24 protein-coding genes are annotated in these 26,683 nt (G+C 70.3%); 13 read left to right on the top strand and 11 right to left on the bottom strand.

Features of this window, described 5'->3' with window-relative positions:
• Positions 1 to 56: 56 nt before the first annotated feature.
• The 6 genes from ML5_RS14400 to ML5_RS14375 form a co-directional block, all read right to left on the bottom strand.
• A complete protein-coding gene (locus tag ML5_RS14400) occupies positions 57 to 1,613 on the bottom strand; it encodes a fused MFS/spermidine synthase (RefSeq protein WP_013288713.1) in 1,557 nt (518 codons plus the stop codon).
• Between the two features lie 36 nt (positions 1,614 to 1,649).
• A complete protein-coding gene (locus ML5_RS14395; RefSeq protein ID WP_013288714.1) occupies positions 1,650 to 2,687 on the bottom strand; it encodes a hypothetical protein in 1,038 nt (345 codons plus the stop codon).
• A 184-nt stretch (positions 2,688 to 2,871) separates the two neighbouring features.
• Entirely contained in the window at positions 2,872 to 3,681 is an 810-nt protein-coding gene (locus ML5_RS14390) for an inositol monophosphatase family protein (RefSeq protein ID WP_013475179.1), read from the bottom strand.
• On the bottom strand, positions 3,674 to 4,126 hold the full coding sequence (locus ML5_RS14385; protein ID WP_013288716.1) for a response regulator: 453 nt from the start codon (positions 4,124 to 4,126) through the stop codon (positions 3,674 to 3,676). Before ML5_RS14385 ends, ML5_RS14390 begins: the two co-directional genes overlap by 8 nt.
• Entirely contained in the window at positions 4,123 to 5,889 is a 1,767-nt protein-coding gene (locus ML5_RS14380; protein ID WP_013475178.1) for an ATP-binding protein, read from the bottom strand. Before ML5_RS14380 ends, ML5_RS14385 begins: the two co-directional genes overlap by 4 nt.
• Positions 5,890 to 5,959: 70 nt before the next feature.
• Positions 5,960 to 7,171, bottom strand: coding sequence for a PP2C family protein-serine/threonine phosphatase (locus ML5_RS14375; protein ID WP_013288718.1), 1,212 nt, complete (start codon positions 7,169 to 7,171; stop codon positions 5,960 to 5,962).
• Positions 7,172 to 7,464: 293 nt separating this feature from the next.
• On the opposite strand from ML5_RS14375, the gene ML5_RS14370 reads away from it, so the two are divergent.
• Positions 7,465 to 9,843 carry a M28 family peptidase gene (locus ML5_RS14370; protein WP_013475177.1) on the top strand — a complete coding sequence of 793 codons (2,379 nt, stop codon included), beginning with the start codon at positions 7,465 to 7,467 and terminating at the stop codon, positions 9,841 to 9,843.
• Positions 9,844 to 9,925: 82 nt separating this feature from the next.
• Here the strand turns inward: ML5_RS14370 and ML5_RS14365 are convergent, their stop codons facing one another.
• Complete coding sequence (locus ML5_RS14365) at positions 9,926 to 10,810, bottom strand: NAD(P)-dependent oxidoreductase (protein WP_013475176.1); 885 nt, start codon at positions 10,808 to 10,810, stop codon at positions 9,926 to 9,928.
• Between the two features lie 28 nt (positions 10,811 to 10,838).
• Between ML5_RS14365 and ML5_RS14360 the strand changes: the two genes are divergently transcribed.
• From ML5_RS14360 to ML5_RS32010, 5 genes are all read left to right on the top strand, one after another.
• Positions 10,839 to 11,189: a helix-turn-helix domain-containing protein gene (locus ML5_RS14360; protein WP_013475175.1), complete on the top strand. Its 351-nt coding sequence runs from the start codon at positions 10,839 to 10,841 to the stop codon at positions 11,187 to 11,189.
• A 109-nt stretch (positions 11,190 to 11,298) separates the two neighbouring features.
• Positions 11,299 to 11,868 (top strand): YciI family protein, encoded by a 570-nt coding sequence (locus ML5_RS14355; RefSeq protein WP_013475174.1) that lies wholly within the window; start codon positions 11,299 to 11,301, stop codon positions 11,866 to 11,868.
• Positions 11,869 to 11,904: 36 nt separating this feature from the next.
• Complete coding sequence (locus ML5_RS14350; RefSeq protein ID WP_013475173.1) at positions 11,905 to 12,642, top strand: hypothetical protein; 738 nt, start codon at positions 11,905 to 11,907, stop codon at positions 12,640 to 12,642.
• A 487-nt stretch (positions 12,643 to 13,129) separates the two neighbouring features.
• Complete coding sequence (locus ML5_RS31525; protein WP_168168217.1) at positions 13,130 to 14,545, top strand: AAA family ATPase; 1,416 nt, start codon at positions 13,130 to 13,132, stop codon at positions 14,543 to 14,545.
• Positions 14,542 to 15,537 (top strand): hypothetical protein, encoded by a 996-nt coding sequence (locus ML5_RS32010; protein WP_013475171.1) that lies wholly within the window; start codon positions 14,542 to 14,544, stop codon positions 15,535 to 15,537. Before ML5_RS31525 ends, ML5_RS32010 begins: the two co-directional genes overlap by 4 nt.
• Positions 15,538 to 15,999: 462 nt before the next feature.
• Here ML5_RS32010 and ML5_RS14345 read toward each other — a convergent pair whose 3' ends face one another.
• From ML5_RS14345 to ML5_RS14335, 3 genes are all read right to left on the bottom strand, one after another.
• Positions 16,000 to 16,254, bottom strand: a complete 255-nt coding sequence (locus ML5_RS14345; RefSeq protein ID WP_013288724.1) for a Smr/MutS family protein — start codon at positions 16,252 to 16,254, stop codon at positions 16,000 to 16,002.
• A gap of 59 nt (positions 16,255 to 16,313) precedes the next feature.
• Positions 16,314 to 16,676, bottom strand: a complete 363-nt coding sequence (locus ML5_RS14340) for a M48 family metallopeptidase (RefSeq protein WP_013288725.1) — start codon at positions 16,674 to 16,676, stop codon at positions 16,314 to 16,316.
• An 86-nt stretch (positions 16,677 to 16,762) separates the two neighbouring features.
• On the bottom strand, positions 16,763 to 17,533 hold the full coding sequence (locus ML5_RS14335) for an ROK family protein (RefSeq protein ID WP_013475170.1): 771 nt from the start codon (positions 17,531 to 17,533) through the stop codon (positions 16,763 to 16,765).
• Positions 17,534 to 17,618: 85 nt separating this feature from the next.
• Here ML5_RS14335 and ML5_RS14330 point away from each other — a divergent pair, with 85 nt between their 5' ends.
• The 3 genes from ML5_RS14330 to ML5_RS14320 all read left to right on the top strand — a co-directional run bounded on the left by ML5_RS14330 (position 17,619) and on the right by ML5_RS14320 (position 20,671).
• The gene (locus tag ML5_RS14330) at positions 17,619 to 19,256 is read left to right on the top strand and encodes an ABC-F family ATP-binding cassette domain-containing protein (protein WP_013475169.1); all 1,638 of its coding nucleotides are present in this window, start codon (positions 17,619 to 17,621) and stop codon (positions 19,254 to 19,256) included.
• 38 nt (positions 19,257 to 19,294) lie between these two features.
• Complete coding sequence (locus ML5_RS14325) at positions 19,295 to 19,612, top strand: hypothetical protein (RefSeq protein ID WP_013288728.1); 318 nt, start codon at positions 19,295 to 19,297, stop codon at positions 19,610 to 19,612.
• Between the two features lie 333 nt (positions 19,613 to 19,945).
• A complete protein-coding gene (locus ML5_RS14320) occupies positions 19,946 to 20,671 on the top strand; it encodes a BON domain-containing class I SAM-dependent methyltransferase (RefSeq protein WP_013475168.1) in 726 nt (241 codons plus the stop codon).
• A 108-nt stretch (positions 20,672 to 20,779) separates the two neighbouring features.
• On the opposite strand, the gene ML5_RS14315 is transcribed toward ML5_RS14320, so the two are convergent.
• Positions 20,780 to 21,778: a LacI family DNA-binding transcriptional regulator gene (locus ML5_RS14315; RefSeq protein ID WP_013475167.1), complete on the bottom strand. Its 999-nt coding sequence runs from the start codon at positions 21,776 to 21,778 to the stop codon at positions 20,780 to 20,782.
• Between the two features lie 150 nt (positions 21,779 to 21,928).
• Here ML5_RS14315 and ML5_RS14310 point away from each other — a divergent pair, with 150 nt between their 5' ends.
• The 4 genes from ML5_RS14310 to ML5_RS14295 are packed head-to-tail and all read left to right on the top strand — an operon-like array spanning position 21,929 to position 26,612.
• Entirely contained in the window at positions 21,929 to 23,440 is a 1,512-nt protein-coding gene (locus tag ML5_RS14310) for an alpha-N-arabinofuranosidase (protein WP_013288731.1), read from the top strand.
• Positions 23,441 to 23,477: 37 nt separating this feature from the next.
• Positions 23,478 to 24,809, top strand: coding sequence for an ABC transporter substrate-binding protein (locus ML5_RS14305; RefSeq protein ID WP_013475166.1), 1,332 nt, complete (start codon positions 23,478 to 23,480; stop codon positions 24,807 to 24,809).
• Positions 24,810 to 24,815: 6 nt separating this feature from the next.
• Entirely contained in the window at positions 24,816 to 25,778 is a 963-nt protein-coding gene (locus tag ML5_RS14300) for a carbohydrate ABC transporter permease (protein WP_013475165.1), read from the top strand.
• A 9-nt stretch (positions 25,779 to 25,787) separates the two neighbouring features.
• Entirely contained in the window at positions 25,788 to 26,612 is an 825-nt protein-coding gene (locus ML5_RS14295) for a carbohydrate ABC transporter permease (RefSeq protein ID WP_013288734.1), read from the top strand.
• Positions 26,613 to 26,683: the final 71 nt, after the last annotated feature.

Below are 26,683 nucleotides of genomic sequence, written 5' to 3'. Positions count from 1 at the left end.
CCGAAGTGGGCCCCGGTACACCTCAGCTGTCGGAATCGGTCAGGAAGTTCACCCGTTCAGGCGGTCGCGAGCAGTTGGTCCACCGGCGCGTAGTCGTCGGTGAGCACCATCGCGTCGCCCACCCACTCGGTCACCGCCGCCTCGTCCATCAGCGCGGCCGGCTCGGGCAGCAGCTTGAGGCCGGGCGGGATCGCGGCGAGCGGCAGCGGCGCGTCGGAGGCGACGATCACGAAGTTGGCGCCCTGCCTCCCGTCGATCGCGCCGGGCGGGGCGATCAGCGCGACGTGCGCGAACTCGGCCTTCACGGTGGCCAGCTCGGCCCGGATGAACCGGCCCGGCGGGTAGTCGATGACGTTCTGCACGTAGATCCCGTCCGGGCGCAGCACCCGGCGGATGTCGGCGGCCATCTCCCGGGTCGCCAGGTGCCACGGCACCACCAGGTGGCCGAACGCGTCGCCGACGATGAAGTCGCGGCTGTCGGCCGGCTCGCCGCGCAGCAGCACCCGCGCGTCACCCACCTCGGCGCGCATCTGCGGGCCGGTACTCAGGCCCAGCTCCCGCCGGTCCAGCTCGACCAGGCCGCCGTCGAGTTCGAACACCAGGTTGTCGCTGCCGGGCCGGGTCGCGGCCAGGTAGTGCGGCACCGTGAAGCCACCGCCGCCCAGGTGCAGCGCGTCCATCGGCTGCTTCGCCGGCCGCGCCACGTCCGCGACCAGGCCGATCCACTGCGTGTACGCGTACTTGAGGTGGGTCGGCTCGCCCAGGTCGACGTACGAGTGCTCGGCCGAGTTGAGGTAGAGCGTGCGTCCCTGCGGCCAGGACGGGTCCACCTCGACGCGGGCGCAGTGGTACGCGGTCTCCACGTCGCACGGGTTCGGTGCCGCGGCGGTGAGCCCGGCGGCGGCGAGCCCGAGCAACGCCAGCGCGGCCTTGACCCGGCCCGGCGCGGACAGTCCGCTCGGGCCGGCCTGCCGTCGCAGCCAGAAGCCGAGCGCCAGCCCGGTCACGCCGAGCACGGCGGCCAGTCCCAGCACGATGACGGTGCTGGACAGCGCCGCCACCAGCACGAAACCGGTGCCGAGCGTGGCGGTGATGCCGCCGAGCGTGCCGATGCCGGACAGCTTGCCCACCACCTGCCCGGTCCGGCGCAGGTCGGCGAGCTGGAGCTTCACCACGAGCGGGGTGATCCCGGCCAGCAGCGCGGCGGGCAGCAGGACGGTCAGCGCGGTCAGCAGGAGCACCGCGCTCGCCGCGCCGCCGCGCAGCGCCTCACCGGCGTACCTGACGATGGGCAGCGTGATTGCGGTGGCGATGCCGGCCAGCACCAGCGCCGGGGCCAGCAGGGTGCGCGGGTCACGCCGGTCGGCGAGCCAGCCGCCGAACCACGCCCCGTACGCGATGGCGGCGAGCGCCATGCCGATCACCGAACTGGTCACCTGGAGGGTCACCCCGACGTACGGGCCGACCAGGCGCAACGACACGGTCTCCAGCACCAGCACGGCCCCGCTGGAGAGGAAGACGAGGAACGCGGCGAGCCCGTTGGGCAGGGCCCGGGGCGGGACCGGGGCGTCGGCCGCCGGTCCCGCGATGACGTCGGACGATGTGCTGCTCACCGTGGCGATGCTACGCAGCGCTCGCGGCGGGCCGGGTCAATACATCGAGATGTGAACATGGTTTGTGTGGTCCGCCGCCGGGCTGCCGCCGCCGCTGTACGCCCGCCAGCCGGTGTTCGGCATCCAGATCTGCCGATACCAGATGACGTACATGATGCCGAGCCGGTTGGCGTTGTTCTTCGCCCAGGCGGCGAGGCTGTCGCCGTACGCCTTGTCGCCACCGGTGGCGGTCTTGTCCTCGAACCCGCCGCTGGCGGCGGAGAAGTCGCAGGCCCGGCCCTTGGGGTGCTCGCCGCCGCCACCGCTGCGGTGACACGAGGCGTAGCGCTTGTAACCGGCCGACTTGGCCTGCTGGAGCATGTGCAGCGTACGCGGGGTGATGCAGCCGGACGCGGGCGTCGGGTCGTCGACCGAGCAGGACTCCGACGGCCACGAGCCGTCCGAGTTGCGCGGCGCGGGCTTCGCCGACGAGGAGGTGCCGTTGAACCCGGACCCGGCGCCGGAGCTGACCTTCGCCAGCGCCACCTCGGCGTCCTTCTTCTTGCGGGCCTGCACCGCGACCTGCTTGGCCTGCTCGCGCACCTCGGCGTCGATGGCGAGCTTCGCCTCGGCCGCCTGCGCCTTCGCGTCGGCCAGTTCCCGCAGCCGCTTGCTGTCGCGCTGGGCCATCACGTCCAGCTCAGCCGCGCGCTTGAGGAAGTCGTTCGGGTCGGCGCTGGCCAGCAGCATCGACGTCGCGGTCAGCCGGCCCATCCGGTACGACTGCGCGGCGACCTCACCGGCCTGCGCGCTGAGCCCGACGAGGCGTCCCTCGATGTCGGTGAGCTGGGCGGCGAGCGCCTTCTGCCGGCGCTTGGAGTTCTCCAGCTTGTTCTGGGCCTCGATGTGGCCCTTCGCCGCCGCCTCCAACGCCGCCCGCAACTGCTTGCTGCCCCCCTCGTTCGGGGCGTTCGGGCTGGGTACGGCGGCGGCCGGGCCGGCGGCCACGCCGGAGCCGAGCAGCACGGCCACCGCGGCGAACGCGGCGAGCAGCGACCGCCGGACGCGCCGGCCGGTAGGGCTGGTCCTGGGCACGTGTTGGTCCTTCCGTCGACCGCCGGCCCCCGTACACCGAGCGGCGTCTCCGCCGGCGCCGGACGGCGGCCTGCTGGCGGAGACCGCCGGTCACGATACCGGACCACGCGCGACACGCCAGGCCGGCGACGGCGTACGGCCTCCGACGTCGACGCAGCGTGCCGTGCCCGTCGCGCAGCGCCGCTCAACCGCCCAGCAGGGCGGCGCTCACCTCGTCCCAGATCTCCGGGCTCGCCGCCACGAGCAGTCCCCGGCCCTCGTCGGCCGGGTGGTAGTCGGCACCGTCGAACCGGCGGGCCACGCCACCGGCCTCGCGCACCAGCAACGTGCCGGGCGTGTGGTCCCACGGCAGGGTGCGCCAGAACAGCACGAACTGCTGCTCGCCGGTGAGCACGTCCAGGTATTCCCGGCCGGCGCAGTGCTGGCCGGGCAGCAGCTCACCGATGCGGCGGCCGCCCTCCTCCACCCGGCGGCGGAAATCCGGGGGCAGGAACTTCGTCGCCGCGGTGCCGCGCAGCGCGCCCACCCTCGGCTCGGCCCGCGGCGCACTCAGCGACGCCCCGTCCAGCGCGGCGCCGGCGCCGAGCCGGCCCGCCGCCATCGTGCCGTCGAGCGGGTCGTACACCCAGGACGCCACCGGTACGCCGTCGGTGAGCAGCGCCGCCATCAGCGCGAACGGCCGGCGGCCGGCGGCGAAGTTGGAGGTGCCGTCGACCGGGTCGACGAGCCAGACGTCGCCGCTGCCGCGCAGGTGCCGCAGCAGGTCGGGATCGTCGGCGACGGCCTCCTCGCCGACCACCACCGAGCCGGGACGCAGCCGCCGCAGTCCCTCGGAGATCAGCGCCTCGGCCTCGCGGTCGGCGACCGTGACCACCTCGCCCGGTGCCTTCTCGGAGATGTCGGACGCGTCGAGCCGGCGGAACAACGGCACGACGACCTTGGCCGCCGCCTCCCGCAGCAGCGCGCCGACGTCGTCCAGCAGCGGGTCAGCCACGCGGCGGCAGCTTGACCACGCTGACGAAGAACTCGTCGATCTGGCGGACCACCGAGATGAAGCGCTCGAAGTCCACCGGCTTGGTCACGTAGGCGTTGGCGTGCAGCTGGTAGCTGCGCAGGATGTCCTCGTCGGCCTGCGAGGTGGTGAGCACCACGACCGGGATGCGGCAGAGCTGCGCGTCCTTCTTGATCTCCTTGAGCACCTCCCGGCCGTCGCGCCGGGGCAGGTTCAGGTCGAGCAGGATCAGGTCGGGCGTCACCGCGTCCGCGTACCGGCCCTCGCGGCGCAGGTAGGCGAGCGCCTCGGCGCCGTCGGAGACGACGGTGAGGCGGTTGCGGAGCTTGTGCTCCTCGAACGCCTCCTGGGTCATCAGCACGTCACCGGGGTCGTCCTCGACGAGCAGGACCTCGATCGGGCTCTTGCCGTCCGCGGGCGCGGTCATCCCACCGTCTCCTTCATGCCACCGTTTGTACCGTGTCGGTCCGCCTGCGCGGGCGGCTCTTCGCGTGCCTCGCCGTCCGGCTGCCGCCCGGCGTCCGCCGGGTCGGTCTCGGCGCCCCCGGCGGCCGGCGTCCCGGCCGGCTCCGCGGCGTCCGCGGCGTCCCCGTCCGCGGCGTCCCCGTCCGCGGCCGCCTCCGCCGCCTTGGCGGCCTCGATGTCGGCCTCCAGCGCGGGCAGCGTGAACCGGATGGTGGTGCCCTCGTCGGCGTCGGTGTCCACCCAGACCCGGCCGCCGTGATACTCCACGATCTTCTTGACGATGGCCAGTCCGATGCCGGTGCCCGGGTACGCGTCCTTCGAGTGCAGCCGCTGGAAGATCACGAAGATCTTGTCGGCGAACTCCGGTTCGATCCCGATGCCGTTGTCCCGGCAGCTGATCTCCCACTCGCCGTCCACCAGCCGCGCCGACACGTGCACCTTCGCCGGCACGTCGGGCCGGCGGAACTTCACCGAGTTGCTGACCAGGTTGACCAGCAGGTTGGTCAGCAGCGGCTCCTCGCCGCGGATGGTCGGCATCTCGCCCCAGGTCAGCTCCGCGTCGGCGTACTGCAACGCCGCCTCGGTCTGCCCCGCCACGTCGCCCATCACCTTGTTCAGGTCGACCTCGGTGAAACCGGTGGTCAACCGGCCGATCCGGGAGAACGCCAGCAGGTCGTTGATCAGCCGCTGCATGCGCTGCGCGCCGTCCACCGCGAACGCGATGTACTGGTCGGCCCGCTCGTCGAGCTGCCCGGCGTACCGCCGCTGGAGGAGCTGGCAGAAGCTCGCCACCTTACGCAGCGGCTCCTGGAGGTCGTGCGAGGCGACGTACGCGAACTGCTCCAGGTCACGGTTGGACCGGGTCAGCTCCTCGGCCTGCTTCTGCAGCTGGCTGTTGACCCACTCGATGCGCTCCCGCGCCTCGCGTACCTCGTCCAGCTCCCGGGCGATCTTCATCCGCATCTGGTCGATGTCCTCGGCGAGCCGCCGGAACTCCGGCGGGCCGGAGCCCTCGATGTGGTGCCGGTAGTCGCCGTCGGCCACCTCGCGCACCTGACTGACCAGGGCGGCCAGCGGGCGGATCAGGATCCGGTCCAGCGAGAGCAGCATGACCACGCCGGCCGCCGTCACCACGAGCGCGGCGATGATCAGCAGCACGACGAGCGTGTTGCTGGTCGAGTTGACCCGGTCGGCGGTCTCCTCCCGGACGGTGAGGATCTCGTCCTGGAGCGTGTTCACCGACGCCCTGATGCCGTCGAACTGCTGCCGGGTCGCGTCCGTGATCAGCGCCTGGCCGGCCTCCGCGCCGTCCCGCTCGACAGTGGTGATGACCGGCTCGGCCACCTGGGCCCGCCACTGTGCGGTCTGCTGCTCGACCACGTCCAGCGACCGCCGCACGTCCGGGTAGTCGGCGGAGAGGTCCCGGATCGAGGTGACCAGGCTCTGCTCGCGCTTCACGCCCTCCTGGTAGGGCTCCAGGTCGCTGCGGTCGCCGTTCACCGCGTACCCGCGCACCGACGTCTCCTGGTCGAGCAGCACGCTCATCAGCTCCTGCGCCTGGACGCGCAGCGGGCCGGTCTTGAGCAGCACCGCGTCGATGTTCTCGCGGTTCTTCGCGGCGACCGCCGCCTCCGCGGCGGCCAGACCGAGCAGCAGCACCAGCACCACGCCGAGGAGCGCGACCACCCGCCGCCGCAGGGTCCACCCCTGCTGGTACGCCTTCACAGGTTCCTCCCCGTCGCCCTTCGCGCTCACTGCGTCATCTTCGTTCGCGACCGCGGAGCCGGCTCGGCGCTCACCGGCCGCTGCCCCGCGTGACCAGCAACATCGCCACGTCGTCGGCGAGCGGGCCGCCGTTTATCTGCTCGGCGCGCCCGACCAGCCAGGCGGGCAGCTCGGCCAGCGGCACCGCCCGGTTCGCCGGGTCGGCGAGCAGCCCGGTCAGGCCCGGCACGTCGAGCCGTTCGTCACCGCCGTCCACCCGGCCCTCGATCAGGCCGTCGGTGTACATCAGCAGTGACCAGTCGTCGGTGTCGAACTCCAGGTCGAAGGCGACCGGACGGCGCGGGCGTACGCCCAGCAGCAGCCCGCCCTTGGCCGGCACCGGCGCGACCTTGCCGCCACTGAGCAGCAGCGGCGGCGGGTGACCGGCGAGGCGTACGGTGGCCCGTGCCGACGCCAGGTCGAGCCGTGTGGTGGCCACCGTCGCGAAGATCTCCTGGAGGCGGCGCTCGCTCATCAGCACCTGCTCCAGCGCGGGCAGCACCTCGTCGTCCGGCACCCCGGCCAGCACCAGGGCCCGCCAGGCGACGCGCAGTTCGACGCCGAGCGCGGCCTCGTCCACGCCGTGCCCGCAGACGTCGCCGACGATCAGGTCGATCCGGTCCGGCTGGGTCTGCACCACGTCGTAGAAGTCGCCGCCGATCAGCGCGGCGTGCCGGCCGGGCCGGTAGAAGGTGTGCACCGACACCTCGTCGGTGGTCATCAGCGGCTGCGGCAGCAGGCCGCGCTCCAGGCGGGCGGACTCGGCCTGGCGCAGCTCCACCTCACGCAGCCGGCGGGCGTTCTCGTCGGCCCGCTTGCGCTCGACCGCGTACCGCAGCGCCCGGGTCAGCAGGACACCGTCGACCTGGCCCTTGACCAGGTAGTCCTGCGCCCCCTCGGCGACCGCGACGATGCCCAGGTGCTCGTCCGAGCGGCCGGTCAGCACGCAGACCGCGGCGCCGCTGGCCATCTCCAGCACCCGGCGCAGCCCGTCCAGGCCCTGCGCGTCCGGCAGACCCAGGTCGAGCAGGACGCAGTCCACGCCCATCACCCGCTGCCGGGCCTCGCTGAGGCTGGTGGCGACCAGCAGGTCGATCATCGAGTTGGTCTCGGCGAGCAGCTCACCGACCAGGAAGGCGTCGCCCTCGTCGTCCTCGACCAGCAGCACCCGCAGCCGCTCGCCCGGCGGTACGCCGCCGTGCAGCCCCGCCCCGGCCGACGGCACGCGGACGGCACCCGACATGCCGGAACCCCGCTGCGGTCGGGTAACCGCCGCGAGTCGCGGGAGTTCGCTGGTGATGTCGGGCTCCTTCCGAATGCCCTGCTGATCCTGACTCAGACAACAGTCGCACACCGCGCGACCGCTGCCGGTGCGGCGGAGCGTGTGACACGTCCATCCGGACAGCGGCACGGTCGACCCACGATGTTACGCCGCAAGCGGTGTCACACCGGCAGCGCACCGACCGGGGACTGCCGCCGCAGGCCCCGGGGGTGCAGGATGATCCCCACCCCGTAGATCCACCCCGAGGAGTCCCCGTGGGCGCACCCCCCACCCGCCCCGCCGACCGCGCGTTCACCAGGCCCCGCCGCCGGCCGATCGCCGCCCTGGCCGCGCTCGCCGCGCTGCTCGCCGTCGGGGCGGGCGTCCTGGTCGGCCTCTCCACCCCGGCACCGCGCCCGGCGGACGCGCCCGCGGGCGAGTTCAGCGCCGCCCGGGCGTTCCGGAACGTCGAGGTGATCGCGGCCGAGCCGCACGTGGCGGGCAGCGCCGCCAACGACCGGGTACGCGAACACCTGGTGGCGACGCTGCGCGGGCTGGGCCTTCAGACCGAGGTGCAGGACGCGGTCGCGCCCGAGGCCGGGCAGCTGTCCGGCGCGGCGGGCGGGGCGACGCTGGCCCGGGTCCGCAACGTGGTGGCCCGGCTCCCCGGCACCGACCCGACCGGGAAGGTGTTCCTGGTCTCGCACTACGACTCGGTGCAGACCGGGCCGGGCGGCAACGACGACGCCGCCGGCACCGCCGCGATCCTGGAGGTGGCCCGGGCGCTGACCACCGGCCCGCGCCCCCGCAACGACATCGTCTTCGTGCTGACCGACGCGGAGGAGGCGTGCCTGTGCGGGGCCGCCGGGTTCGCCGGCGACCATCCGCTCGCCCGTGACGGCGGGGTGGTGCTCAACCTGGAGGCGCGCGGCTCCACCGGTCCGGTGATCATGTTCGAGACGTCCCGGAACAACGCGAAGCTGGTCGAGATCTTCGGCAAGGCCGCCCCGCACCCGGTGGGCACCTCGTTCGCGGTGGAGATCTACCGGGCGCTGCCGAACGACACCGACTTCACCGCGTTCCTCGACCGCGAGTTCGTCGGGCTCAACTCCGCGTACATCGACGGCGGCGCGATCTACCACACCCCGCTGGACGTGCCGGCCCGGATGGACCGGGGCAGCCTCCAGATGCACGGTGACAACGCGCTCGGCCTGGCCCGCGAGTTCGGCCGTACCGACCTGGGTGACCTGCGCGCCGGCCACGACGACACCTACTTCCCCGTGCTCGGCGGCCTGGTCCGCTACCCCGGCTGGCTGACCCTGCCGCTCGCAGTGGCCGCGCTGCTCGCTGTCGGCGCGCTCGGCTGGTTCCTGCGCCGCCGGGGCCGGGCCACCGCCGGCACGCTCGCCGCCGGCGTCGGCCTGACCCTGGTGCCGGTCGTCGCGGCCCCGCTCGGCGCGTGGCTGCTCTGGGCCGCGATCACCACGATCCGCCCCGGGTACGCCGAGCTGCTCGACCCGTACCGCCCGGTCTGGTACCGGCTCGCCGTCGTGGCGCTCGCCGCCGCGGTGCTGTTCTGCTGGTACGCGCTGCTGCGCCGCCGGGTCGGCCCGGCCGCGCTGGCGTTCGGCGGGCTGGCCTGGCTGGCCGTGTTCGGTGTGCTGCTCGCCGTGGCGGTGCCCGGCGGGGCGTACCTGACGACACTGCCGGCGCTGGCCGGCGCGCTCGCCGGTTTCGCCGCGCTCGCCACCCGCCGCGACGGACCGTGGCCGGTGGTCGCGGTGACGCTCGCCGCTGCGGTGGCAGTGGTGATCCTGCTGCCTCCGGTGGTGCTGCTGTTCCCGGCGCTCGGCATGGGCATGGGCGCGGTAGCCGCGCTCGTCGCGGTGCTGCTCGGCCTCGCCGTACTCCCGGTGGTGGACCTGCTGCACCCCCGGGCCGGCGGCCAGCGCGGCCTGCTCGCGCTGCGCGCACGCCGGCTCGGCGCGCTGCCCGCCGCGGCGGCCGCGCTGGCGGCCGTGGTGCTCGCCGGGGTCGGCCTCGCGGTGGACCGCTTCGACGCCGCGCATCCCGTGCCGACCCATCTGATGTACGCGCTGGATGCGGGCACCGGGAAGGCGGCCTGGCTGACTCGCGAGGAGAAGCCGCAGCCCTGGACCGACGGCTACGTCGACCGGAGCATCGCGGTGGCCGACGAGTTCCCCGGGCTGGGCAACGGCGAGATGCGCGCCGGACCGGCCACCGCCGCGCCCCTGCCCGCGCCGAAGGTGGAGACGCTCTCCGACACCCGCAACGGCGGCCAGCGTGTGCTGCGGGTACGGGTGGTGCCGCAGCGGCAGGTACGCCTGCTCACGCTGCACGTGGACACCAGCACCGCGACGGTGCGGTCCGCCACCGTGGCCGGGCGGAACGTGCCGGTCGAGCCGGGCGACGGGAAGTGGGGATTCGGGGTCGTGTTCCACGCCCCGCCGCCGGAGGGCGTCGAGGTGACGCTGACGCTCGTGCCGCGCGGCGCTGCGGTGTCGGTGCGGGCCATGGACGCCAGTGACGGACTGTCCGGGGTGCCCGGGTTCCGGGATCGGCCGGCGGGTGTGGGGGTGGTCGGCTCGCACAGCTCGGAGATGCTGGCGGTGGCGCGCACGTACCCGCTCTGACAGCCGTTTGATCGACACCACCTCGCCGGAGTGGCGGTATCCCGGCTCGCGGATACCGCCACCTCGGCGTACTGGTTGTGGGTCAGCGCCGCCCCAGCACCTCGGCGACCCGCAGGAAACCGTCCGCGCCGTGGCCCAGCCCGACGGCCCGGCGGGCCATGCCCTCGGCCGCGCGCATCACCCCGGCGTCGATGCCGTGCGCCTCGGACGTGTGGACGATGTGGGCCATGGAGGACACGGCGGAGGTGATCGGGTTGCCGTCGCCGGGGAAGATCCCCGTGTCCATCTCCGCCGCACCCTCCTCGAAGATCGGCGGCAGGATCGCGGCGATGCCGGCGGCGAACGGCACGAGTTCCCGCGCCGTCACGCCCTCCGCCTTCGCCACCGCCAGCGCGTGCGCATAACCCGCCATCGCGGTCCAGAAGATGTCGAGCAGCGCGATGTCGTACGCCGCCGCGCGCCCGATCTCCTCGCCGAGGTGGGTGTGGGTGCCGCCCAGCGCGTCGAGCACCGGCTGGTGCTCCCGGTAGAGGCCGGCCGGACCGCTGTAGATGAGCACCGCGTCCGGGGTTCCGATGGTGGTGGTCGGCGTCATGATCGCGCCGTCCAGGTACCGGATGGCGTGTCCGGCCGCCCACCGCGCGGTGTCCCGGGCCCGGTCCGGGGTGTCGGCCGTCAGGCTGACGACCGTTCGGCCCGTGAGTGCGGCGGCCACCGCCTCGCGTCGCAGGATGGCGTCCGACGCGTCGTAGTTCACCACGCAGACCACAGTCAGCTCGCTCGCGGCGACCGCCTCCTCAGCGGTCCGGGCGCTCGTCGCGCCCCGCTCGACCAGCTCACGATCCTTGCCGGGCGTGCGATTCCAGACCGTCGTGGGCACTCCGGCGCTCAGGAAGGCGCCGGCCAGCGCACGACCCATCGGTCCCAGACCGAGCACCGTGACAGACTTGTCGGGATTGGTGTTCACGCAGACTCCTCTTGTCGAACGGACGCAGATGACGCGCAGCCGGGCCCAGGATCTGAACGTCTGTGGAGTGACGGCCGCGATCGCCGTGATCGACGGCAAGTGGAAGACAGCTCTGCTCTGGCTGCTGGAATCCGGCCCGCGCCGCCCCGGAGAGCTGCGCCGGCAGCTTCCGGGCCTCACCGAGAAGGTGCTGACTCAGGCGCTACGGGAGATGGAGGGCGACGGACTGGTGCACCGGGAGGCGTACGAGGTGCTGCCGTTGAAGACCGAGTACTCGCTCACCACTTTCGGCCGCGAACTGGCCGAGGCGCTGGCACCTCTCTCCGACTGGGGCCACCGCCGCCTGGACAAACTCGCCGAAGCCCGCACCGCCTCCTGACCTGTCCTTTTCCGCCTCCACCCACAACCAGGTTCGTCGCGGTCGCGCACGCCGACAAGTACCCACAAAAAAGTGGCTACGCCTGTCGATCGACAGCGAGACTCGGGTCATGGAATTCTTCTGCTACCACCGCGATCGGCTCGACTCGGCAACTCTGCGCCAGGAGCTGATCGAGGAGCACTGGTCCTACATGGACGGGTACGCGGAGCAGATGATCGCTCGCGGGCCGACCCTCGCCGACGACGGTTCACCGACCGGCAGCGTGCACATCCTGGCCCTGCCCGGCCCTGCCGCCGCCCGGGCGTTCGCCTTCGACGAGCCCAACTACCAGGCCGGCGCGTACCGGGACGTGATGCTGCGCCGGTGGCGCAACATGCTGGGCCGCACCATGTGGGGCTTCCCCGGCGGCCGGACCGGCGGCAACCGCTACCTGGTGCTCGGCCTCGGTCCGGAGCAGGGGACCGGCCCGGTGCTGCCGCAGCGGCAGGACGAGCTGATCGCGTACGGGCCGCTGCTGTCCGACGACGGCGCGAGGTGGCTCGGTACGGCGGCGCTGGTGCGAGCGGCCGACCCGGACGAGGCGCGTGATGTTCTGGCCGCTGACCGGTACGCCGAGGTCGAGGTGCACCACTGGGCGTTCGGAGGCCGCCCGGACCCGGGTGCCGCCGCCTCGGCGTAGCGGAGCGGGGTGAACCCCGGTTGTAGGGTCGCGGGAGTGTTCGACGCGATCTTGGCCGCCGTGGTGCGGCACCGACGCCCCATCCTGGTCGCGGGCCTGCTGGTGGCGGGTGGGAACGCCGCCGCCATGGGTTACGCGCCGGACGTGGCGCGGGCGTCGCCCCTCCCGCTCCTCTTCCTCCTCGCTCTGACTTTCCTGCTGCTGGCGATCATCAGCATGGGCACACGGCCCGCCGCTCTGGTGGTGCTGCCGCAGGACGCGGCTTTCGCCTCACCGGTCCCGGCGTGGCGGATTCTCCTCACCCTGGGTCTCCTCGGCCAGACCTCCACGACCGTCGGCGCATACCTGCGTTCCACGGAGGCGGGCATCGCCACCAAGTTCGACGTCGTCGTGGCCCTGCTCTGGCTCGTGCTGATCGCGCTGCTGGTGGCCGCCGCGTGGCGCGGGCACAGCGTGCGGCTCAGCCCGGACGGCGTACGCATGTTGGGCCTCCTCGGGTCGCGCACGATTCCATGGGAGGCCGGGCCGCGCTTCGAGGCACTGAGCAATGACATGCGGCCGCCGATGCGGCTGCCGCTGACGATCGCGAATCCCGCGCTGATGCGGCGTCGTGGCCTGGTGGGCCGCCCCGCGATACCCGTCGACGGCGTCCAGCCCCGATTCCTCGCATCCGTGATCAACCACTACGTGGCCCATCCGGACCGTCGGGCCGCCATCGGCACACCGGACGAATACCGTCGGCTGGTCGCCCACCTGCACGGTACGGCCGGCTGAGATGGTTGCCGGATTCACTCCAAGCTCGAGGTCCGCCGCACCGGTTCGCGGATAAGACTCTCCTACTGCATCGCAGTCTCGCCCTCGACCAACGCGCGAGCACCGGGACGTTCTCACTACCACCATGGTCGCCAGCCAGGACTTCGCCCTGGGCTGCCTACACCGGCGTCCCTGACCGTCTCCGAGACGCCCCTGGCCATTGAATTCACCGACGGCGAGACCAGGTCCGACGCACGACCACCGCGCTAGTCCGAAGCATTAACGGCCAGCGACTGCGGATCGAGGGCGAGCATCTGCACAGCCCGGCCGAGCTGCGGCTACTTCAGTCGGCCGCCTTTGGGCCAGCAGTGCGCAACCCTAGAGTCGGATTCAGGACATGGAGTTGGCCCAATTGGCCACAGTTCGGGCAGGACTAGCTGAACATCCTGGATCTTCCAGTTCCAAAACACTACCGTCTATAGACTCCCCGACCCCAGACGATAGGCACATGATGGACTCGGAATCGGCGTCGCAAGACATTGCCCGGCCAGCGGAGTTTCTCGTCGCCGAAATGTCTGTACGCGGCCTGTTCGGCAGATATAGCTACAGAGTCAGCACCGCAGGCGCCGCATCCTCCCAGTCTGCGCCACCACTGATGCTCCTATACGGCCGGAATGGATCCGGAAAAACAACCGTCCTTCGCCTTCTATTACACCTTCTCTCCCCTGCCGACAACCAGGGCCACCGGACGGCGCTAGCCAGGACGCCCTTTAAGCAATTTGTAGTACGACTGGGCGACGGGACGCAGATCGCAGTGGACAAAGAGCGCAGCGTCCTCGGACCCTATGCCATTACGGTCAAGAGCAAGAACAGGACTCTGGTCAGGCAAGCTTACATGCTGCCCGAGGGCCATCACTCCGTTGTTGCCGTCGATGAGAAGCGCGTCCCACTGAAAGAAGCTCCGGACGCGATCGTTCTGAATATCGCTAAGGCACTCCAAAGCATTGACCAATCCGACGACAACCCATTCATGGTGCGAGAAGGTCAAGACTCGTACATCGAGTACTTGGGCCACTTGGGCGTCAAGCCGATCCTATTGGGGGATGACCGGCGGGTCTACGCTGACGAGCCAGAACGACCGAGACGCAACCGATACGAGCCGGACCGACGACAAGAAGAAGGGGTGCCGATAGTCGCCGAACTTGCATCCTCTCTCAGCCAAACCACGGAGTGGCTAAGGCAACAGCTATTGAGCGGTGCTGCGCTCGGAGCGAGGGGAGCAGATGAAGTCTATCGTGACGTCCTCACCCAGCTTGGCCGCATTTCCGAGCCCGAAGAAATGCCGGATATCCATCACTTAAGGCAACGACTCGTCAGCCTAGATGCTCGCTCTAGGCGCTTCAGCGAATTCGGCCTTGCAACGCCTTTCGAAAGCACATCAATGCTCGAAATGCTTGCCAACATCCCTGATTCTCGACTCCCACTGGTCGCTAGCATTCTTGACCCGTACCTGACTGGACAGGACGCACGCCTCGACTCACTTCAGGAGACCGAAAGGCTTGTCCGGACATTCGTAGACTACCTAAACGACTATTTCGACGATAAGCGGGTCACCTTCACTCCCCGCACAGGTATCAGGATTTACAGCGATGGCGACTATCAAATTCCCGCGTCGCGCCTTTCTTCAGGTGAACGTCAGCTACTTCTCCTGCTCTGCCGGGCCGTACTTTCGAGACAGGCAACAACTCTATTCATGATCGACGAGCCAGAGCTTAGCTTGAACGCCAAGTGGCAACGCCGACTAGTCCAAACATTGCTGGATCTAGTCGAGGGGTCCAACGTGCAATTCATTATGGCCACTCACTCTATCGAGATCATTACAAAGCACCGCCCGTACCTCGCGGAGTTGAGGGACGCCGAATGACCTCCTTCGAGAACGGTACCCGCAGAACGATCGACGAGTTGGTGACTCTGCATCAAGTAGAGCCAGACCTGCACGAAGTGTATACAGAGGGTCGGTCAGACGCTGGCGTGATTGAGTGGTTCATTCAAAGAAGTCAGGCGCAAGCTGTCGTCTACGCAGTATCAGATCGAGTTGAGGTCGATTTTGACGTATGCCAGTACGGCGTTGACTTCGGGGAGAAGGGAAAGGTCGTCGGGGTAGCGCAGCGCTTGTCAGAATTGGGAGTGAACGATGGCTTCACCTGCATCGTGGACGCCGACTACTGGCACGTCCTGGAGGAAGGACCGGTAAACTCTGGAAACCTGCTCGTCACAGATCACACCGACCTGAACATTTACTGCTTCGACGAAAAAGTTGTACAGAAATTCCTACTGGTGTGCCTGCGAGCGCCCGCACAGCTCAAGGCGCGCAGCCTGCTTTCGGCGATCACGCCGCTCCTGCGAGCCCTCTTCGTGCTTCGTTGGCTGCTTCGCCGCGAACTCCCTGGAACCCAGCTGGTCCAGCGCATCGAGCGCCGCATCCGTACCGCCCGAGACTCCACCCTTTCCCTAGATGCGGCAAAACTTCTCAATGATTCCTTAGGAGCATCCCCCGACCCTTCGGCGCGCACCATTGACAAGCAGCGCGTCTTGACGGAGTATGCTGCACTTCTTGGAACTCTTACCTCAGAGGATCCTCGAAAATGCATCAACGGCCACGACTTCGTTCGATTTCTCTGCTTTTATCTCGGCGAGTTCCACGCCGAGCTATTCCGCGGAGACCGGAAAGGACTCAAGGACGCGGCGACCGCAAAGCTTGCCCTCCTTGGATGCCTCGACGTTCACGACCTAGCAGAGGCCAGCCTCTTTAAAGCGCTGTTGACTCGTCTTGACGAGCGGGGCAGCCAGCCGGATCACAGAGTGCGCCAGCGGGTGGGTAGCGACTCGACGGACCGAACAGAGGCGAACATTTAGCAAGGCCAAACTAGGAGCTGCGAAAGCAAATCCAGGCTTCCCCTACCGCTATGGTTGATTCATGTTTGGCGGCGTGTCGCTAGAGGCTCAGCCAATATTGGGACGGATCCAATCCTGAAACCGGGGTCGAAGTCGCGTTGACGGACCGATCGGTATGACGTCGAGGTTCCGTTGAGCGATCGGCCGTACCCAACGACGGCCCGTCGCTTGTGTAGGTACTCCATTAAGGTATCGCACACGGCAGCAGAGAAGGTTTGCGCGGAACGCAGCTTCACCCTCCGGACCTACACGCACCTGCTGCCAACGAGTGAGGACCGCACCCGGCGAGCCATCGACAAGGCGCTGGGTGAGGACCAGGAGGACGACGACCCTCCGGAGCCCGTAGACGGCCTGAAAACGGCATGATCTTGCTTCCGGCTCCGTCTGGACGACCCAAGATGCAGGTCAGGGGGCATGCGGCCTCTACTTCCAGCGGAAGTGCACGAACAGCCGGCCGAAGTTCTTCGAGTCCTTCTCGACCCGGTGGTAGAGCTGCTTCACGTCCTTCTGGTCGAGGAAGCGCAGCACCTTCTTCTTCAGCGCGCCCGACCCCTTGCCCGGGATGATCTCCACGAGCGTGGCCTTCTTCGCCACCGCCTCGTCCATGATCCCGCGCAACGCGCGGTCGATGTCGTGGCCCTTGTTGTAGATGTCGTGGAGGTCGAGCTTGAGCTTCACGGTCCCATCCTAGGTACGCGGAAGGGCAGCCCGCCCGGGCTGCCCTTCCGCGTCATCAGTCAACGACCGACCTTGCCCTCCACCCGCCGCAGCGCGGTGGCGTAGTCGGTGTTCGTCGAGTACATCGCGGCAGCGATGCGCAGGTGCCGCAGCGCGTCCACGGGCCGGTTCATCCGCTCCAGCGTGCGGCCGAGCACGTGGTGCGCGTAGTGGTCGCTCGGGTCGCGGTCGACCAGCGCGCGCAGCTGCTCCTCGGCCCGGTTGAGCTGGGCCGACTGGAAGTACGCGCGGGCCAGCAGCTGCCGGACCGAGGAGTTGTCCGGCTCGGCCTCGATGATCGGTTCGAGCAGCCGGGCCGCTCCGGTCGGGTCACCCGCTTCGAAGAACATGGTCGCCCGCCGGTACTCCGCCAGAAGATCCACTCGACCCACCTCCTCGTGTCGCGCCAGGCCTTGGTCCGACGCTGGCACAACACCGGAGCAAGCGCGAGTGTTCCTGCGGTCGAAGATCAGGTGGTCGGGTCGTACCGGCCGCCGATCAGGTCCCAGGCCCGGACACCACCGACGATTCCGGCAGTGTTCGGGACGATCACCACGTCGTCGCCCATCCGGGCCACCTGCTCGGGCCGGATCAGCCGGGAGTTGCCGCCGCCGAGGTACAGCCGGTCCCAGCGGAACACCGGCCGCAGGCCGTCCACCACCTGCCGGATCCGCCGGGACCAGAACGCGTCGCCGAGCCGCCGTCGTTCCGGCTCCCCCACGTACGTGTCGTACGTGGTGTTCCACCGCACCGGCGCGTGCGACAGCTCCAGGTGCGGTGCCAGCATCCCGCCGTCGAACAACGCGCTGCCCAGCCCGGTGCCGAGCGTCAGCACCAGCTCGCAGCCGGTCCCGGCGACCACGCCCGCGCCGTGCACCTCGGCGTCGTTGAGCACCAGCGCCGGTACGCCGAACGCCTCGGCCAGCGCGGTGCGCGCGTCGTACCCGGACCACTCGGCCAGCAACTCGGGGTCGACGCGGCTGCGCGGCCCGGAACGGGTCACGTAGTGCGGCGTCGCCACCACGACGCCGTGCCGGATCATGCCGGGCATGCCGACGGTGAGCCGGTCCGCCGTGGGCAGGCGGGCGCCGAGATCCAGCAGCGTCTTGACGAACAGGCCGGGCGGCAACGGGTACGGCGTGGGCACGCGCAACGGCCGCGCGCGCATGGTTCCGGCGGCATCCAGTACGGAGGCCTTGATCCCGCCGCCACCACAGTCGATCGCCAGTGTGGTCACCACGGCTGTGAGTCTCCCTCAGACCGGCGCCGCCGCGAGCGCGGGTCACGGTAATCCGGATGCGCCCGCCGGTAGGCTCGATCACCTGATGAGCGCCACGTTGATCGCCAAGGACCTCACCGCCGGCCACGGTGACCGCATCCTCTTCGAAGACCTCGACCTCGTCGTCGCACCCGGCGACGTGGTGGGGCTGGTCGGGGTCAACGGCGCGGGCAAGTCCACGCTGCTGCGTACCCTCGCCGGTCTTGCCCCCCGCGAGCAGGGCTCGGTGGCGCTGAGCCCGCCCACGGCGACTGTCGGCTACCTGCCGCAGGAGCCGGAGCGCCGGCCCGGCGAGACGGTCCGCGGCTTCCTGGCCCGGCGGACCGGGGTGACCGCCGCGCAGGCCGCGCTCGATGCCGCCACCGAGGCGCTCACCGCCGGGTCAGCGGGCGCCGACGACGCGTACGCGAACGCCTTGGAACGCTGGCTCGACCTCGGCGGCGCGGATCTGGACGAGCGGGCCGAGCAGGTCGCGGCGGAGCTGGGTCTCGACGTCGGCCTGGACCACCCGATGACCGGCCTGTCCGGCGGGCAGGCCGCCCGCGCCGGGCTCGCGTCGCTGCTGCTCAGCCGGTACGACGTCTTCCTGCTCGACGAGCCCACGAACGATCTCGACCTGGCCGGGCTGGACCGGCTGGAACGCTTCGTCACCGGCCTGCGCGCCGGGACCGTGCTGGTCAGCCACGACCGGGAGTTCCTCACCCGCACCGTCAACCGGATCGTCGAGCTGGACCTGCACCAGCGGCAGGTCAAGCACTACGGCGGTGGCTACGCGGCCTACCTGGAGGAGCGCGCGGTGGCGCGCCGGCACGCCCGCGAGGAGTACGAGGAGTACGCCGACACGAAGGCCGACCTGGAGGCGCGCGCCCGCACCCAGCGGGCGTGGATGGAGAAGGGCGTCAAGAACGCCCGCCGCAAGGCCACCGACAACGACAAGATCGGCCGCAAGTACCGCGCCGAGTCGACCGAGAAGCAGGCCGCGAAGGCCAAGCAGACCGCCCGGCTGATCGAGCGGCTGGACGTGGTCGAGGAGCCGCGCAAGGAGTGGGAACTGCGGATGGAGATCGCCGCCGCGCCCCGCGCCGGCGCCGTCGTGGCCTCGCTCCGGCAAGCGGTGGTACGCCGTGGCGGCTTCACGCTCGGCCCGGTGGACCTCCAGATCGACTGGGCCGACCGGGTGGCGATCACCGGGGCGAACGGCTCCGGCAAGAGCACCCTGCTCGCCGCGCTGCTCGGCCGGCTGCCGCTGGACGAGGGACACGCCGCGCTCGGCCCCGGTGTGGTGGTCGGTGAGGTCGACCAGGCCCGGGGACTGTTCCTCGGCGACCAGCCGCTGCTGGAGGCGTTCGGCGCCGCCGTACCCGATCTCGCCCCGGCGGACGTGCGGACGCTGCTGGCCAAGTTCGGGCTGCGCGCCGAGCATGTGCTGCGGCCGGCGGCGACGCTGTCACCCGGCGAGCGGACCCGGGCCGCGCTGGCCCTGCTCCAGGGCCGGGGCGTCAACCTGCTGGTGCTCGACGAGCCGACGAACCACCTCGACCTGGCCGCGATCGAGCAGTTGGAGTCGGCGCTGGCGAGCTACCCGGGAACGCTGCTGCTGGTGACCCACGACCGGCGGATGCTCGACGCGGTGAGCGTGAACCGGCGGCTGCGCGTGGCGGACGGACGGATCGCCGAACACTGATCCGTGCCGACCCGCGCGCGCGGGTCCACAATGAGCGCATGCTCAAGTGGGAGTACGCGCTGCTGGTCCGCCGCCGCCAGGCCGCCGCCACCGACGCCGGGTGGGAGGTCGTCTTCATCTGGTACGGCCCGGACGGCTCCATGATCGACGTGACGCCGTACGGCGACACCGCGCTGGCCCACCTGAACCGGGCCGGCGACCAGGGCTGGGAACTGGTCGCGATGAGCGAGGACCCGTCGCTGCCGGGCAACAACGAGCTGCACCGCTACCACCTCAAGCGCCCGAAGGCAGCGGCTGCCCAGCCGCGCCAGCGCATGCGAGGCTCCCGCACAGTCCGCCGAACCCTCTCCCCCTGACCGCCCGCCCCCGCCCTGTTCCCGTCGATCTTGCAACTGCCGCCCTTCAGGTACCCCTTTTGCGAGCTTGGTCCGGGCCGCAAGTGCAAGATCGACGGCGACGGGAGGCACGGGAGCCGGCATCGGCGCGCACACCCCGACCGCAGCCCTGGTGATCAAGGAGTTTGTGTCAACGTCGTGCTCGAAACAGGACACGAACTCCTTGATCACCGAGGTCGGCGGGGCGACTCTGGCAGGACACGAACACCTTGATCAGTTTGTGACGGGGGGCGGGCTCGGTGCCTGGGGGCATATTGGGGTGAATCGGGGGTAACGGGCCGCCGGAGGTGGCGCATGGTGGCGATGGGGCAGACCGCACTCTCGGGTGAGCGACTCCGGCAGACCGACAGCTTCCTCGCCGAGGCGTGGGCCGACATGGTCCGGCACGACGAGCGGCTGCGCGGAACGGCTGTCGAGGTGCGCTTCGACCGTGGGGTGGCGCACCTGACCGGCGAGGTCGCCGACCCGGAACAGCTACGGCTGGTACGGGAGCTGATCGGCCGGCTGTCCGGCGTACTCGGCGTCTGGTGCCGGGTCAGCGTGGCCGGGCGGGCGCCGGTGGTGGTCGACCTGGGCTGCGGTGCGACCAAGCAGTGGCCGGGCAACCTGGGACTGGACATCTATCCGGCGCCGGGGGTGAACGCGGTCGCCAACCTGGCCGGCTCGCTGCCGCTGCGCGACGACTCGGTGGACGTGTTCTTCGCGGTGCACATCGTCGAGCACCTGATCGACTTCCTGCCGCTGTTCGACGAGTGCCACCGGGCGCTGCGGCCGGGCGGGGTGCTGCACGTGATGAGCCCCTGGTGGCGGCACGTCAACGCGGTGGCCGACCCGACGCACGTACGCCTGCTGGACGTGCAGACGTTCAAGGGCATCTGCGGTCAGCGCCCACCGGGCACGCCGCGCTGGTACCCGCTGCACGTCGGCTGCGACGGCGCCTCGATCTTCGCCGACCTCACCCCGCTGCCGCCGGACGCCCCCGCCCCGCCCTCCTCCCACCTGGCCCGCTTCTTCGACTGAAGCCGCGCCGGCCGACCCGAGGGACCACCCCGTCGATCATGAAGTTGACGGCACTCAAGGAGATCGACTTCGCCGTCAACTTCATGATCGACGGGGCCAAGAACAGGGCTAGGCGGATTCGCGGAGGGCCAGGTGGTGGGGGGCCACCAGCTCGCGCGGTGGGGACTCGCGATCGGGGCCCAGGCGGCCCGCCAGCAGCTCGACCGCGAGGCGGGCGATGCGCTCCTTGTCGGGGACGACTGTGGTCAGCGTCGGGATCGAGAAGCGACCGTCCTCGATGTCGTCGAAGCCGGCCACCGCGACGTCCTCGGGCACGCGCAGGCCCGTCTCGTGCAGGGCACGCAGCGCGCCGAGCGCAAGGGTGTCGTTGAAGCAGAAGACGGCGTCGGGGCGTACCCCCGTGGTGAGCAGGTGCCGCATGGCGGCGGCGCCGTCCGCGCGGTGCCAGGCCGGCGCGGGCGCCACCAGGCGGTCGTCGTAGGCGATGCCGGCCTCGGTCAGCGCGGCGGTGTAGCCGGCCAGGCGGAGCCGGGCGCTGGCGCCCTCGGGGGTGCGCTGCGAGCCGATCGCGGCGATCCGGCGGCGGCCGAGCCCGATCAGGTGGGCGGTGATCTCGCGGGCGGCTGCCACGTTGTCGATCATGACGTGGTCGGCGGGGCCGTGGTCGACGCGTTCGCCGAGCAGCACCATGGGCAGACCGGCCAGCGCGGCGAGGTCGTCGGCGGTGAGCGCGAGCGGGCTCAGGATCAGGCCGTCGATCATGTGGTCGCCGATACCGCTGGCGGCCTTGCGCTCCTGCTCGGAGCGGCCACCGGTCTGGTCGATCAGCACCGTCCAGCCGTGGTCGGCGGCGGCGGTGACGACGTGCCGGGCCAGCTCGGCGAAGTAGGGGATGTCCAGTTCGGGTACGGCCAGCGCGATCACACCGGTGCGCCCCTTGCGCAGGTTGCGGGCCGACAGGTTGGGCCGGTAGTTGAGCGCGGCGATGGCCTCCTCGACGCGGGCCCGGGTGTCGGCGCGCACGTGCTGGTAGCCGTTGACGACGTTGGAGACGGTCTTCACCGACACTCCGGCGCGCTCCGCGACGTCCTTGAGCCTGTGCCGCACTGCACTTCCTTCCGGTGAACGCTGGCCGCACTGTACCGCGCCACGACGACGCGACTGCCTCTTTACACGAGCGCTTACAACGTTGTAGAAACCACTGACAGCGGAGTGACCGCGGTCACCCGCACCAGCAGCGAGGGAGAGGTTGGCATCGTGCCGAACGCGCAGCTCACGATCGATCCGGCGTTCCGGGTCGCGCCGGCGGACCGCCGGATCTTCGGTTCCTTCGTCGAGCACATGGGGCGCTGCGTCTACGGCGGGGTGTACGAACCGGGCCACCCCACAGCCGATCGGCGAGGGCTGCGGCGCGACGTGCTGGACCTGACCCGTGAGCTGGGCGTCTCGGTGGTCCGCTACCCGGGCGGCAACTTCGTCTCCAGCTACCGCTGGGAGGACGGCATCGGCCCGGTCGGTGACCGCCCGCGCCGGCTCGACCTGGCCTGGAAGACCATCGAGACCAACGAGTTCGGGCTGGACGAGTTCATGACCTGGGCGGCGGAGGCCGGGGTCGAGCCGATGATGGCTGTCAACCTCGGCACCCGCGGCGTCACCGAGGCGCTCGAACTGCTGGAGTACACCAACCACCCGGGCGGCAGCCAGCTGTCCGACCTGCGCCGCAAGCACGGCGCCGAGAAGCCGTACGGGGTGCGGCTGTGGTGCCTCGGCAACGAGATGGACGGGCCGTGGCAGGTCGGGCACAAGACCGCCGACGAGTACGGCCGCCTCGCCGCCGAGACCGCCCGCGCGATGAAGATGATCGACCCCTCGATCAGCCTGGTCGCCTGCGGAAGCTCCAACCGGGGCATGCCCACGTTCGCCTCGTGGGAGGCGACCGTGCTGGAGCACACCTACGAGCACGTCGACTACATCTCCGCCCACACCTACTACGACCCGTCCGACGGCGACCGGGCCAGCCTGCTCGCCTCCGCCGTCGACATGGACGCCTTCATCACCGAGGTCGTCGCCACCGCCGACCACGTCGGCGCCAAGCTGCGGCAGAAGCGCAAGCTGAAGATCTCGTTCGACGAGTGGAACGTCTGGTACCAGTCCCGCCTCCAGTCCGACCTGGACCGGCGCGGCTGGGTCGAGGCGCCCGCGCTGATCGAGGACGACTACACAGCCGTCGACGCGGTGGTGGTGGGCGACCTGCTGATCACCCTGCTCCGGCACGCCGACCGCATCGGCGTGGCCTGCCAGGCGCAGCTCGCGAACGTGATCGCCCCGATCCGTACCCGCAACGGCGGCCCGGCCTGGCGGCAGAGCATCTTCCACCCGTTCGCGCTGACCGCCCGGTACGCCCGCGGCACCGTGCTGCGGACCGAGCCCACCGGCCCCACCTACGAGACCTCGCGGTACGGCGACGTGCCCGCGCTGGACACCGTCGCCGTGCACGACGAGGAGACCGGCGAGCTGGCCGTCTTCGCGGTCAACCGCGGCCCGCAGGACCTCCCGCTCGACCTGGACCTGCGCGGCCTGCCCGGCCTGCGGGCCGAGGCGCACACCACGGTGGCGGCCGGAACCGACCCGGACGCCACGAACACCGAAGCGGACCCGGAGCGGGTCACGCCCCGGGACCTCACCACACCCACTGTCGACGGCGGCCGGGCCTCCGTGCTGCTGCCGGCCACCTCCTGGAACCTGCTGCGCTTCGTGCCGGCGCTGTGACCAGCACATACTCCATCCCGTCCCCCAAGGAGTACCCATGATCCAGAACGAGATGAGCCGGCGGCGCCTGCTCGGGCTCGGCGTCGGGCTCGGCGCGGCGGCCACGCTGACGCTCAGCGGCTGCGGCGGCGGCAGCAGCTCCGACAGCTCCGGCGCGTCCGGCAACGGCGGCAAGGACTACACCGGCCCGAAAGTCGACCTGAAGCTGTGGAACGGCTTCACCGGCGGCGACGGCGACATCTTCAAGACGCTCGTCCAGCAGTTCAACAGCGAGCACAAGAACATCGCGGTCAGCGTGATCACCTATCAGTGGGAGGACTACTACAGCAAGCTCCCCGGCGCGGTCTCCAGCGGCAACGGCCCGGACATCGCGGTCATGCACATGGACCAGCTCGCCACGTTCGCCGCCCGCGGCGTGATCACCGAACTGGACGACGTGGCGAAGGCGCTGGAGCTGAGCGAGGGAGACTTCGCCCCGACTGTGTGGAAGGGCGGCCTCTACAACGACAAGCGGTACGGCATCCCGCTGGACATGCACCCGCTGGGCTTCTACTACAACAAGGCGGTCATGCAGAAGGCCGGCCTGGACCCGGAGAAGCCGCCGGCCACCAGGGACGAGTACACAGCCGCGCTCACCGAGTTGAAGAAGTCCGGCGTGCAGGGCTTCTGGGTCAGCCCGTTCCAGTTCACCGGCGGCATGACGTACTACAGCCTGCTGCACCAGTGGGGCGGCACCGTCTTCGACGCCGAGGTGTCGAAGGCGACGTTCAACTCCGACCCGGCTGTCGAGGCGTGCACCTGGCTGGTCGACCTGATCAAGCAGGGCCACTCCCCCGCGAACGTCGGCCAGGACGCCGACTACCTGGCGTTCAAGAGCGGCAAGAACGCGTTCACCTGGAACGGCATCTGGCAGATCAACGACCTGAAGAAGAGTCCGAACGTGCAGTGGGGCGTCGCGCCGCTGCCGCAGATCGGCAGCCAGAAGGCCGCCTGGGCGAACTCGCACAACTTCACAATCGTCAAGCAGCGCTCCGCGAACGCCGACAAGACCGCCGGGGCGAAGGTGTTCATCAACTGGCTGAGCCAGCACTCGCTGGACTGGGCCAAGGGCGGCCAGGTGCCGGCCCGCAAGGCGGTCCGCGAGAGCAGCGAGTTCACCGCGCTCACCGAGGTCAACGCGCTCGCCCCGGAACTGGAGTACGCCGCGTTCCCGCCCGCCGCTCCCGGCCTGGGCGAGGTCATCCTGACCTTCTACAGCGCCTTCAACGAGGCGGCGCTGGGCAAGAAGTCGCCGAAGCAGGCGCTCGACGACGGCGTGGCCAAGGCGAACAAGCAGCTGGAGGACAACCGCAAGAAGTACGGGAACTGATCCGCCGTGGCGGACGTGATCGAGGTCGGGGCGGCGCGTGACGGCGCGCCGCCCCCGGCGGCACGCACCCGCCGCCGGGGCGCGACGGAACGCGGCAACCGGACGACGCCGTACCTCTTCCTCGCGCCGTACCTGATCCTGTTCGGCGTCTTCGGCCTGGCGCCGATCGTGTTCGGGGTCTGGATCAGCCTGCACCAGTGGGATCTGCAACTGCCCAACCGGCCGTTCGTCGGGCTCGGCAACTACCGGGACCTGTTCTCCAGCGACTCGGCGATCTACGGGGACTGGTGGTCGAGCGTCCGGGCGACAGGGGTCTTCACGCTGTTCTCCGTACCGCTGCTCGTGGTCGTCCCGCTCGGGCTGGCGCTGCTGCTCAACCGCTCGTTCCCCGGCCGGACGTTCTTCCGGGCCGCGTTCTTCGCGCCGTACGTGCTGGGCGTGGCGGTGATCGGCCTGCTCTGGCGGTTCCTGCTCGACGCCAACCTGGGCCTGGTCAACCGGCTGCTCGGCGTGGTCGGCCTCCCCTCGGACACGCCCTGGGTGACCGACGTGCCGTGGGCGTGGGTGTCACTCGTCGGCGTGACCGTGTGGTGGACGTGCGGCTTCAACGCGGTGATCTACCTGGCCGGTCTCCAGGACATCCCGGCCGAGCTGTACGAGGCGGCCAAGGTGGACGGCGCGGGCGCGTGGGACCGGTTCCGCCACGTCACGATCCCCGGCCTGCGGCCGGTGATGCTGTTCGTCTTCACCACCACGATCCTCGCCTCGGCGAACGTGTTCGGGCAGGCGTTCCTGATCACCCAGGGCGCGCCCGGCGAACAGACCCGCACGGTGGTCTGGCGGATCGTCGACGAAGGGCTGCGGGACTACGACGCCGGGCGGGCCGCCGCGATGAGCGTGTTCTTCGCGCTGATGCTCGCAGTGGTGAGCGTCGTCAACTTCCGGCTGTTCCGCTACCGGGAAGACTGAGGGGACGACATGAGGAACATGCGCGCGGTGGCGCGGTACGGCGTACTGCTGCTGATCACCGCGATCTTCGTGACCCCGCTGGTCTGGATGCTGCTGACCTCGGTGAAGACGTACGACGACGCGCAGCGGGTGCCGCCCGGCTGGCTGCCGAACCCGTTCTCCAGCTACGGCTACCAGCAGATCGTCGACAACGCGGCGAACCCGGTGCTGCGCTGGTTCGTCAACAGCATGCTGGCGGCCACCCTGCACACGCTGCTGGTGCTGGTGACCGCGTCGATGGCCGCGTACGCGCTGGCCCGGATGCGGTTCCGCGGCCGCAAGGTGCTGTTCGCGCTGATCGTGGGCACGCTGTTCCTGCCGCCCACCTCGCTGATCATCCCGAACTTCATCATCGCCGAGCGGCTGAACTGGATCGACACGCTCACAGTGGTGATCGTGCCGGGTGCGGCGAGCGCGTTCGGGGTGTTCTTCCTGCGCCAGTTCTTCCTCTCCATCCCGGCCGAGCTGGAGGAGGCGGCGGTGCTGGACGGCGCGAACCACTGGCAGGTCTTCCGCCGGGTGCTGCTGCCGCTGTCGAAGCCGGCCCTGGCGACGCTGGCGGTGCTGTCGTTCCTGACCAACTGGAACGACTTCCTCTGGCCGGTGTACGTGCTGTTCAGCCCGGAACGGCTGACGCTGCCGGCGGGCCTGGGCCTGCTCCAGGGCGCGTACGTGACCGACTATCCGGTCATCATGGCGGGCGCGGTGCTGGCGAGCGTACCGGTGCTGATCCTGTTCGTGTTCGCCCAGCGGCACGTCATCCAGGGTGTCTCCCGCAGCGGCCTGAAGGGGTGAGCGGGTAAGGAAGGGCCCCTTCTTAACGCCTCCGGTAGCAGAAGGGCCCCTTCTTAACGCCAGGCGTTAAG

The sequence above is a fragment of the Micromonospora sp. L5 genome, from assembly GCF_000177655.2.
GTDB classification, from domain to species: Bacteria; Actinomycetota; Actinomycetes; order Mycobacteriales; family Micromonosporaceae; genus Micromonospora; species Micromonospora aurantiaca.
Note: the sequence above shows the minus strand (reverse complement) of the source record. Positions and strands in the feature narration are given on the sequence as shown.